This window comes from Micrococcales bacterium (assembly GCA_016703125.1).
GTDB lineage: Bacteria > Actinomycetota > Actinomycetes > S36-B12 > UBA10799 > JADKAV01.
Map to the genome: position 1 here is coordinate 36065 of JADJCR010000010.1, position 10706 is coordinate 46770.

Sequence of the window (10706 nt, forward strand, 5' to 3'; positions counted from 1 at the left end):
AGAGGGCACAATGCGGGGTGTGACCTCGGACCCCGACCTGCTCAGGCGCTTCGACCCGCACTTCCGCAGTGTCGATGCGACTGCACTGGGCGATACCGCGCTGGACAGCTGCGCCCCGTACCACCCGGCGTACGCCGCCGTCCGCGTCCACCAGACCCGCCAGCGTCACGTGCACCTACGGGATCTCACGGTGGAGACCGCCCTCGAGCAGCGTGACATCGGGCTCGGCGTCCGGGTGGTCGTCGACGGGGCGTGGGGGTTCGCCGCCACCACGGCGCTCGACCCGGAGTCGGTCGCCGCGACCGCCAGGCGTGCATGCGAACTCGCGCGCCGTTCGGCCCGGCTGCCCGGCCCCGAGGTCGTCCTCGCCGACGAGCCGCCCGTGATGGGCGTACACATCTCGGACTACGAGATTGACAGTTTCGCCGTGCCGATCGATGAGATGGTCGAGCAGGTGCGTCAGCAGTGCGCAACCTTCGCCGACCGCGTCGATCACTCCAGTGCCACGCTGGAGTGCGCGTTGGAGACGACCTATCTGGCTGACCAGACCGGCGCCCGCCTCTGGCAGCAGCGCGCGCGCACGCACCCGGTCTACACCGCCGTGCTCCTCACCGGTTCCGGCTTCGACGACATGTCCAGCACTGCCCCGCCGGCGGGCCGGGGCTGGGAGTATGTATCCGCCCACTGGCCCTGGCAGGAGGAGTTGTCCGTTCTGCCGGACCTGCTGATCGAGAAGACCCGGGCGCCCAGTGTCGATCCGCGCGCCTACGACCTCGTCATCGATCCGACGAACCTCTGGCTGACCATTCACGAGTCCGTCGGGCACGCCACGGAGAAGGACCGCGCGCTGGGGTTTGAGGCGAACTACGCCGGCACCTCGTTCGCCACCCCGGATCACCTCGGAACACTGCGCTACGGCAGCGACTTGATGAACATCCGCGCGGATCGCACCGCGCCGCACGGGTTGTCCACCGTCGGCTGGGACGACGAGGGGGTGGCGGCCCAGGAGTGGGACATCGTGCGCGACGGCGTGCTCGTGGGTTACCAGCTCGACCGGCAGATGGCCGGCCCGGACAGCCGGTCGAACGGCTGCGCGTACGCCGACAGCGCCGAGCACGTCCCGATCCAGCGCATGCCGAACATCAGTCTGCGCCCAGCCCCCGGGGGCCCCAGCACCGACGAGCTCATCGCAGGCGTCGACGACGGCTTGTACATCGTGGGTGACAAGTCCTGGTCGATCGACATGCAGCGCTACAACTTCCAGTTCACCGGCCAGCGGTTCCACCGCATCCGTCACGGCCGGCTGACCGGCCAGGTGCGCGATGTGGCCTACCAGTCCAACACGCTGCAGTTCTGGGGAAGCCTGGCGGCCCTCGGCGGCGACGAGACCTACCTGCTGGGTGGGGCCATGAACTGCGGCAAGGGCCAGCCGGGCCAGGTCGCCGCGGTGTCGCACGGCTGTCCGTCGGCCGTGTTCCAGAGCGTGAACGTGCTCAACGCCCGCGAGGAGGCCCGATGAACCCCGACGGCCTGGTCACTACTGCCCTTGGCCACCTCGACTCCGGCTGCGTGATCCTGCGCAGCGCCCACACGCAGAACCTGCGATGGGCCAACTCCGCGTTGACCACCAACGGGGACACCCGCACCGCCTCGATGACCGTCATCGCCATGCATCCGGCCGACGGCGGCAGCCGGGTGGCGGTCAGTTCGGGGCAGGTGGCTGACGGCGAACAGGCCGCTGCTCTGGCGCGGGGGTGTGCCGAAGCCGCGCTGAAGGCACCCACGACGGACAGTGCGGAGTTGGTCCCGGGACCGTCCGCCGTGGACTTCGGCGACGGACCGGTCAGTATCCCCGAGGCTGACACCGACGCCATGCTGGGCGCGGTCCGCACGTTCCTCGACCAGCCCGAGGCGCAGTTCGGGTACGCCGAACTGGACCGCACCACCACGTATCTGGCCACCACCGCGGGCACCCGGGCCAGACACGCGCAGGACGCGGTGCGCATCGAGTCGTCGGCGCGTGCGGAGCACGGTTCCACCTGGTGGGGGACGAACAGCCTCGAGGCCGACTTCGCAGGCGCGGCCCGCATGACGACCGAACGGCTGGCCGTGCAGGCCACGCGTGAGGACCTCGCACCCGGGCGCCACCGCGTCATCCTCACTCCCAGCGCCGTCGCGGACCTGCTGATCTACCTGGCATGGTCGGCCAACGGCCGGGATGCCGTCGAGGGCCACAACGTGTTCGCGCGGCCGGGCGGCGGCACCCGGATCGGCGAGATCCTGTCGCACCGCCATTTGGACCTGTACGCCGACCCGGCCCAGCCCGGGCTCGGCACAGGCGACCGTTTGGTCGTCGACGCGAACAGCAGCATGGAGTCGGTCTTCGACAACGGCCTGCCGCTGTCGCGTACCCACCTGATCACCGGAGGCCGACTGACCGCGTTGCGCGCGAGTCGCCCGACCGCCGCCCGCTGCGGGCTGGAACCTGTCTACCTGGCTGACAACCTGATCCTGCAGGACGCCGAGGGCCAGGGTGACCCGGCGGATCTCGTGGCACGCGCCGACGACGCCGTGCTGATCACCTGCCTGTGGTACATCCGGGAGGTCGACCCGCAGAACCTGCTGCTCACCGGACTGACCCGTGACGGGGTGTACCGGGTCCGTGACGGCCGGATCGCCTCGGCGGTGGGCAACTTCCGATTCAACGTGTCCGTGCCCGACGTCCTGGCCCGCATCGTGGACGCGTCAGCGTCGAGGCTCTGCCTGCCGCGGGAGTGGGCCGACTGGTTCACCAGGACCCAGATGCCGGCCCTGCTGGTCGACGGGTTCAACCTCAGCAGCCCCAGCGAGGCCATGTGAGGGGCTCACTCGCGGGGCCGCGCCCCGATCTCGCGCTGGTCGGTGAGGATGATCGTCGGCTGCGGGCGATCCGAACGTCTACGCCCGGCGTTGGCCATGACGACCGCCACGTACGGCAGGACCACGGCAGCGGCCACCAGCGCCCAGCGCAGCCAGCCCGAGGTCACGATAGCGCCGATGAAGCACACCGTGCGGATGGCCATCGAGATCAGGTACCGGCGGGTCCGCTGGCGCTGATCCTCGCTCAACGAGGTCTGCGCGCCAGTGATCGACACACTGTCCCTGGTCCTTGCCACTCCCCCACGGTAATCCCGCCCGTCCAGGCCCGCCAATCGCCGGGGGCGCGATGACGACCACATTGGAACCACCCCGGACCCGTGCCGCCAGTCGTGCCTTCACCACCGGCGTCGCCGTCGTCGTGGCCGCACATCTGCTGCTCTGGGGTGTGGTCATGGCCGGTGGCTGGCTGTACTGGGACGACTTCATCCTGCAGGGGCAGGCGGCGCGGCTCGGGCCGTCCGCCGATCTGCTGCTGAACAATCACGACGGTCATGTCATGCCCGCCACCTACGCGGTCGTGTGGGCGATCCAGGAGATCTCAGGCCTGAATTACGGGCTCGTCGCGGCCACCATGGTCATCGGTGAGGTGCTCCTGATCGTGGCCGCCGTGCGGGCGTTCACCACCTTGCTGGGACGGGGCGTGCAGACCGTCGTCGCGCTGGCCGTCTTCCTGCTCAGCCCCATCGTCATGCCGGGGCTGACCTGGTGGTCGGCGGCCCTCACCCTGGTGCCCCTGATCACATGTGGGCTGTTCGCCACAGTCACCCATGCCCGCTACCTGCGCACCGGATCGCGTGCCGCGATGTTCACCACCTTCGGCCTGGTCGGGGCCTCCCTGCTGTTCTTCGAGAAGAGCCTGCTGATCGTCGTCTGGCTGTTCCTGGTCACCGTCCTGGTGGACGCCGACCGATCGTTCTGGACCGCGTGCCGGCGTGCGTTGCGCGTGCGGTGGCGCCTGTGGAGCGCGTGGTTTGCGTTCATCGTGGTCTACCTCATCGCTTTCGCACAGGTCGCACAGGGCCGCACGCACCTGCCGACCGGTCCCGGACAAGTCGCCGAACTGGTGAAACGCGCCGTCTTCAACACGATCGCTCCCGCCCTCATCGGTGGCCCGCTGCACTGGACCCCGGTCGACTACAGCGCCTCCTTCGCCGATCCGTCGGCCGTAGTGATCCTGCTCGGTGCACTCGCCGGAGCCGCCGTGGTCGGGCTGGGAGTTCGCCGTCCCGGACCGGCGCGGAAAGCCTGGATCGCCGCCGGGGTCTACCTCGCCGCCGACCTGGGCACGTTCGCAGTGGGTCGGCTCGGCCCGGCCGGCGATCCCGGAGTCGTACAGGCGGGCAGGTACGTCGCAACCGCGATGATCCCCATCGCCATCGCGGTGGGCGCAACCACAGCCACCCACCTGAAAGCGCTGCGGGATCCGCGGCTGCGGTGGCCCATGATCGGCACAGTGACGGTGGTGAGCCTGTTCGTGCTGGTGTCCGTGCTGTCCTACGCAGCCATCTGGTCGAAGAACCCGGCGCAGCGCTGGGTCGGCAACGCCCGGGCGGATCTCTCCGCCGCCGATCCGCAGGCGCCGCTGCTGGACCAGGACGTCCCCGACTTCCTGCTGCTGCCCGTGACCCATCCCTACAACCAGGCCAGCTGGTTCCTGGCGCCGCTGCGCGACCAGCCCGGTTTCGCGAACAGCACGGACACGCTGCAGATCCTCGACAACCGGGGCCGACTGGTGCCGGCTGCCATCGACGGAGCCGCGGCGCTGCCAGCCGCCGACGGGTGTTACGTGGTCGAGGCGGGCCGGGCGGTGACGATCCCGCTGGAACACGCGCTGATCCCCTGGCTGCACACCGTGGAGTTGTTCTACCGGGCGGCCGGCCCGGGCTTCTTCACTGTTGCCATCGGCAACGGTGTGCCCGTGACCGCAGAAGTCCTGCCCGGTCAGCACCGGGTCTACGTGCGCGCCGAAGGCGGGGAGTCCTCGATCACGGTCACCTCGGCCGATACCGCCGTGTGCGTCAGCGCCGCGAAGGTGGGCAAGGTCGTACCCCGCGACCTGAACTACGGTGGGAGTGTCGACCTCACCGATGAACTGCAGCGACTGGCTGAGTAAGGAGCGCGTCATGAGCAACAGGACCTACCGGCTCACCGAGATCGTGGGCACATCACCGGAAAGCGTGGACCAGGCGATCCGCAACGGTGTCGCCCGGGCGTCCCAGACCCTTCGACACATCGACTGGTTCGAGGTGACGGACATCCGCGGGTACATCCGCGACAGCGACGTGGAGCACTTCCAGGTCACCTTGAAGATCGGCTTCCGGCTCGAGGACGAGTAACGGAAGGTGTCCGACGTCCTCGCCGTTCTGCGCCAGCCCAAGTGGCTCGGCATGCTGGTCGCACTGCCGCTGCTGATGGGTCTGTGCCTGGTCGCTGCGAACTGGCAGTACGACCGCCACGAGCGGCGCTCGGCCCAGGAGCAGCAGTTGGCGGCCGCGGAGCGCGAACTGCCGGTGCCGCTGGCCGGGGTCCTGGGTCCCGCGGAGGATCTGCCCGTCGATCGGCAGTACACCAGTGTCACGGTGACCGGGGTGTACGACAACGGCACGGTGCTGATCCGCAACCGGTCGCTGGAGGGGACCCCCGGATTGTGGGTCGTCTCACCGCTGCGCAGCGCCGACGGTTCCACGATCCTGGTGCTGCGCGGCTGGATCGAGTCCACTCGTGCCACCGCCGAGCGCCCGGTGCCACCGGCGCCACCGGGCGGGGATGTGACCGTCACCGGGGTATTGCAGCCCTCCGAAGCGCAACGGGGTGCGGGACTGCTGAGCAACGGCGAGGCGACATCGTTGTCCACCGCCGCGCTGTGCCCAGAGCCAACCTGCTACCGCGCGTACCTGCAAGCCGTCACGTCGGCACCGGCGGACAGCGTCGCGCCGCTGCCGGTGACCGGACCGGGTCTCGGCCCCCATCTGGGATACGCCGGGCAGTGGGTCATCTTCTTCCTGCTGCTGCCGGTCGGCTACGTGATCCTCCTGCGCCGCGAGGTGAAGGAAACACGGGTGGCCGAAAGCGCGGTATCCGGGTCGTCCTGAGGCACAGTGGAGTTATGGATCTTGGACTCTCCGGTCGCTGCATAGTGATCACCGGCGCCTCCCGCGGGCTGGGGCTCGCTGCTGCGAAGGCGGTGGTGGCCGAAGGGGCCAACGTGGTCGTTGTCGCCAGGGACCAAGGGGTCCTGAACACCGCGGTGCAGGAACTGGGGGCCGATCGGGCAGTGGGCATCTCCGCCGACCTGGGCGCGGAGACCACCTCCGAGATCGCCTCCGCGGCGGCCCTGGCCCGCTTCGGCCGGCTCGACGGGGCGCTCATCAGCGCCGGCAGCCCCACCCCCGGCACGCCCATGACCGCCCCGGAGGCCGCCTGGCGGGAGGCTTTCGAGACGGTGTTCCTCGGTGGCCTGCGGATGGCACGGGCCACCGCAGCATCGGCGACCGGCGACCAGCAGACCACCGGCACCGGGTCCAGCATCGTCTTCGTGCTCTCCACCTCGGCACGCTCCCCCATCCCCGGCCTGACCTTGTCCAACGGCCTGCGACCTGGTCTGGCGATGATGGTCAAGGACCTCGCCGACGAGGTCGGCCCGCAGGGCATCCGCGTCAACGGCGTCATGCCCGGCCGGATCGCGACGGACAACGTCTTCGCGCAGGATGCCCGGCAGGGTGACCCGATGGCGGTGCGCCGGCGCCGGGAGGCGACCATCCCCCTGCGGCGCTACGGCGAGCCCGAGGAGTTCGGCCGGCTTGCGGCCTTCCTGCTGTCCCCCTCCGCCTCGTACATCAACGGGTCCCTGATCACCATCGACGGCGGTGCCACCCGCTGCCTATGAGGCGCTCAGGCTGAACTGCTCGTAGTGCCGCGCGTAGAGGCCACCGCGGGCCAGCAACTCCTCGTGCCGGCCGCGCTCGGCGATCCGCCCGCTCTCCACGACGAGGATCAGGTCGGCATCGCGCACGGTGGACAGCCGGTGAGCGATCACCAGCGATGTGCGCCCTTCCAGCGCCGCCGATAGTGCACGCTGCACAGCCCGCTCATTCTCGCTGTCCAAGTGGGCGGTGGCTTCGTCCAGGACGACCACGCCAGGCCGCTTGAGCAGCAGACGCGCGATGGCCAGCCGCTGCTTCTCACCACCGGAGAGCCGATACCCGCGGTCCCCCACGACGGTGTTCAGACCGTCGGGGAGGCTGCGCAGCAGGTCGGCGATCTGGGCGTCCTCGCACGCCGCCCACATCTGCGCCTCTGTGGCCTCCGGGGCCGCATAGCGCAGGTTCGCCTCGATCGTGTCGTGGAACATGTGGGCGTCTTGTGTCACGTAGCCGACCGTGTCGCGCAGCGACTCCAGCGTGATGTCGCGGACGTCCACCCCGTCGAGCATGACCGCCCCGCTGTCCACGTCGTACAGTCGGGCGACGAGTTGCGTGATCGTCGTCTTACCGGCGCCGCTGGGTCCCACCAGGGCCACCAGGCCACCCGCCGGGATCTCGAAGTCGACCCCGTGCAGGATCTCGTCGCTGGTGCGCGCCTCCTCCTACGGCCACCGACTCCAGGGACGCCAACGACACCTCGCTCGGGGAGGGGTAGTGGAAGTGCACGTCCTGGAAACGCACGCTCACAGGGCGCCGCGGCAGACTGGTCGCATCGGGGCGCTGCGTGATCAGAGGCGGCAGGTCGAGGACCTCGAAGACGCGCTCGAAACTCACCAGGGCCGTCATGATGTCGACCCGCACGTTGCTCAGCGCCGTCAAGGGGCCGTACAGCTGCGCCAGTAGCCCGGTGAGAGCCAGCAGCGTGCCCAGGGTCAGCGCGCCCTGGATCACGAGGTTGCCGCCCAGGCCGTACACCAGCGCGGTCGCCAGGGCAGCCACGAGGGTCAGCGCGGTGAAGAAGTACCGGTTGGCCATGGCGATCTGCACACCGATGTCGCGCACCCGGGCCGCCCGCCCGGCGAAGGCCTCGTCCTCGTCAGCGGGCCGGCCGAAGAGCTTGGCCAGCAGTGCCCCGCCGATGTTGAACCGCTCGGTCATCTGAGTGCTCATGTCCGAGTTCATCTGCATCTGCTGGCGGGTCAACCCGGCCAGGCGCCGTCCCATCCACTTGGCGGGCAGGATGAACAGCGGGACCAGCACCAGCGATGCCAGCGTGATCTGCCACGACAGCGCGAACATGGTCACCAGGACGATCACCAGGCTGATGAGATTGCCCAGCACACCGGACAGCGTCGAGGTGAACGCCTGCTGGGCGCCGATGACGTCGCTGTTGAGACGGGACACCAGGGCGCCGGTCTGTGTCCGCATGAAGAAGGCGATGGGCTGGCGCTGCACATGACCGAACACCTCAGTGCGCAGGTCGTAGATGAGCCCCTCACCGATCCGGGCGGATTGCCAGCGGCTGACCAGCCCGACCAGCGCGTCGACCACTGCGAGCAGCGCCACGAACAGGGCCGACACCGTCACCACGGCCGCGTCGCCCGGCGTGATTCCGTCGTCGACGATGCGCCGGAACAACAGGGGCTGCGCGATCACCAGCAGGGAGTCCACCACCAGCAGTACGAGGAACCCGGCGATGAGCCCGCGGTAGTTGCCCGCATACCCGAAGATGCGGCGCACGGTCCCCGGTGCGAGTTTGTGCTCGGTCACGCTGTCGTCGCGCGAGAAGGAGCGCATCGCCATGTGCGTGCGCATCATCGACATGTCGTCCCCATCTCAGGGACGCGCGTCAGCGCCCCGCTGCATCAACCACAGCGGTGCGCCGATGATTCCCGGTGCTGGCTACTTCTTCGCGCGGGTCGGTCCGCCGCGGCCCCGCAGCGTGGTCTCGGACTCCACCAGGAGCCGGTGGATGAACCCGTACGACCGTCCGGTCTCAGCCGCGATGTCGCGGATGCTCTCACCCCCGGTGTATCGGCCCTTCACCTTGACGGCGAGGTCCTCACGTTCGGCGCCGGTGATGCGGCGGCCCTTGTTCACGGCGGTCATCATGCGGATCGCATTCCTTCCTGTCGTGGACTCCCCCCGGAGTACCTGGATATAACCTACGCGTCGTATCGACTCGGTTATGCCAGGGACACCAGTTCGAGGTAGCCCTCACTCCATAAGTCTTCTTCCCCGTCTGGGAGCAGCAATACCCGCTCCGGGGACAACGCCTGCACCGCGCCGGGGTCGTGGGTGACCAGTACCACCGCCCCCCGGTAGTCCCGCAGCGCCCCGAGGATCTCCGCGCGGGAGGCCGGATCCAGGTTGTTGGTCGGCTCGTCGAGCAGCAGCACGTTGGCACCCGATACGACCAGGCACGCCAGGGCCAGCCTCGTCTTCTCCCCGCCGCTGAGGGTGCCTGCGGACTGGAACACGGTGTCCCCGCTGAACAGGAAGCGTCCGAGGACGGACCGCGCGTCGCTGTCGCTGACATCCGGGGCCTGCCCGAGCAGGTTCTCCAGCACGCTGCGCCGCGGGTCCAACGTCTCGTGCTCCTGTGCGTAGTACCCCAGGACCAGTCCGTGGCCGGGGTCGATCTCACCGGTCTCGGACGGCAACTCACCGGCCAGGATCCGCAACAAGGTCGTCTTGCCCGCGCCGTTGAGTCCCAGGACCACGACGCGCGACCCCCGGTCGATCGCCAGATCCACATCCACGAACACCTCTTGCGAGCCATAACTCTTCGACAGCCCGGCGGCCTGCAGCGGGACCCGGCCGCAGGGTTTGGGGTCGGGGAAGCGCAGCGCGGCGGTTCGCTCCCCGCGATGAGCGGGCTCGAGCGCGGCCTCCAAGGCGTCGGCCCGCCGCAGCATCGTCTGCGCCTGCCGGGCCTTCGTGGCCTTCGCACGCATCCGCTCGGCCTGGCTGCGCAGGGCCTCTGCCTGCTTGCTGGCGTTGGCCTGCTCCCGGCGGCGCCGGCGGGTGTCCACCTCGATCTGCTGCTGGTATGCGTCCCAGCCGAGGTTGTAGACGTCCAGTGTGCAGCGCACCGCATCGAGGTGCGCAACCTTGTTGACGACCTCGCGCAGCAGTTCCACGTCGTGCGAGATCACGATGAGGCCATGCGCGTAGCTCCGCAGGAACCCCCGCAACCAGGCGATGGAATCCGCGTCCAGGTGGTTCGTGGGCTCGTCGAGCAGCAGGACGTCCCCCGATCCGCCGAACAGGATCCGCGCCAGTTCGACGCGCCGCCGCTGCCCGCCGGACAGCGTTCGCAGCGGCCGCGCCAAGTGCTCGGCGGCCAGGCCCAGGCCATCGGCGACGGCCAGAGCTTCCGACTCTGCGGCGTACCCGCCCTGAGCCAGGAACTCCGCCTCCGCACTGGTGTACCGGCGCATCGCCTCCTCGCGCAGGGCCGGGTCCTCCATGCGTGCCGCCTGCTTCTGCATGCGGGTCACGGCGGCATCCAGCCCACGAGCGCTCATGATGCGCGCCAGTGCACTCTGCTGGCCGTCGGCGGACGCCGGGTCCTGCGGCAGGTACCCGACCTCGCCACGAGTGACCAGCCCGGCCGCCGGTTGCGCCAGTCCGGCCAGCACCTTCATGAGGGTCGTCTTGCCCGCGCCGTTGCGCCCGATCAGCCCGATCCGGTCGCCGCCACCCACACGCAGATCCACGTCGGACATCAGCAAACGCGCGCCCGCGCGAAGCTCGAGGCCGGTTGCTTGGATCACAGCGTCCACTCTGGCACCTGCTCGAGCCCATGACACACGGCGGTCGCGCCCAGGCACGCAGCGGGACGAAACCCGCCGAGGATGC

The 10706-nt window shown here is 69.4% G+C and carries 9 protein-coding genes and 1 pseudogene; 6 read left to right on the forward strand and 4 right to left on the reverse strand.

Going from position 1 to position 10706, the window contains the following annotated elements; genetic code table 11:
- Positions 1–10: 10 nt before the first annotated feature.
- Both IPG68_14100 and IPG68_14105 read left to right on the forward strand, forming a co-directional pair.
- A complete protein-coding gene (locus IPG68_14100; protein ID MBK6764320.1) occupies positions 11–1519 on the forward strand; it encodes a TldD/PmbA family protein in 1509 nt (502 codons plus the stop codon).
- The gene (locus tag IPG68_14105) at positions 1516–2859 is read left to right on the forward strand and encodes a TldD/PmbA family protein (protein MBK6764321.1); all 1344 of its coding nucleotides are present in this window, start codon (positions 1516–1518) and stop codon (positions 2857–2859) included. Before IPG68_14100 ends, IPG68_14105 begins: the two co-directional genes overlap by 4 nt.
- 5 nt (positions 2860–2864) lie before the next feature.
- Here the strand turns inward: IPG68_14105 and IPG68_14110 are convergent, their stop codons facing one another.
- Positions 2865–3218 (reverse strand): DUF3099 domain-containing protein, encoded by a 354-nt coding sequence (locus IPG68_14110; GenBank protein MBK6764322.1) that lies wholly within the window; start codon positions 3216–3218, stop codon positions 2865–2867.
- Between IPG68_14110 and IPG68_14115 the strand changes: the two genes are divergently transcribed.
- Genes IPG68_14115 through IPG68_14130 form a run of 4 tightly spaced genes read left to right on the forward strand, consistent with a single transcriptional unit; the run spans position 3206 to position 6805 of the window.
- Entirely contained in the window at positions 3206–5032 is a 1827-nt protein-coding gene (locus tag IPG68_14115) for a hypothetical protein (protein ID MBK6764323.1), read from the forward strand. The genes IPG68_14110 and IPG68_14115 overlap by 13 nt on opposite strands.
- A gap of 10 nt (positions 5033–5042) precedes the next feature.
- Positions 5043–5255 carry a dodecin domain-containing protein gene (locus IPG68_14120; protein ID MBK6764324.1) on the forward strand — a complete coding sequence of 71 codons (213 nt, stop codon included), beginning with the start codon at positions 5043–5045 and terminating at the stop codon, positions 5253–5255.
- Positions 5256–5261: 6 nt separating this feature from the next.
- On the forward strand, positions 5262–6011 hold the full coding sequence (locus IPG68_14125; protein MBK6764325.1) for an SURF1 family protein: 750 nt from the start codon (positions 5262–5264) through the stop codon (positions 6009–6011).
- A gap of 14 nt (positions 6012–6025) precedes the next feature.
- Complete coding sequence (locus IPG68_14130) at positions 6026–6805, forward strand: SDR family oxidoreductase (protein MBK6764326.1); 780 nt, start codon at positions 6026–6028, stop codon at positions 6803–6805.
- Here the strand turns inward: IPG68_14130 and IPG68_14135 are convergent.
- The 3 genes and pseudogenes from IPG68_14135 to IPG68_14145 all read right to left on the reverse strand — a co-directional run bounded on the left by IPG68_14135 (position 6800) and on the right by IPG68_14145 (position 10621).
- Positions 6800–8666, reverse strand: a pseudogene (locus IPG68_14135) (ABC transporter ATP-binding protein). The gene IPG68_14130 and the pseudogene IPG68_14135 sit on opposite strands and share 6 nt — an antisense overlap.
- A gap of 78 nt (positions 8667–8744) precedes the next feature.
- Complete coding sequence (locus tag IPG68_14140; GenBank protein MBK6764327.1) at positions 8745–8954, reverse strand: transcriptional regulator; 210 nt, start codon at positions 8952–8954, stop codon at positions 8745–8747.
- Between the two features lie 74 nt (positions 8955–9028).
- The gene (locus IPG68_14145; protein MBK6764328.1) at positions 9029–10621 is read right to left on the reverse strand and encodes an ABC-F family ATP-binding cassette domain-containing protein; all 1593 of its coding nucleotides are present in this window, start codon (positions 10619–10621) and stop codon (positions 9029–9031) included.
- Positions 10622–10706: the final 85 nt, after the last annotated feature.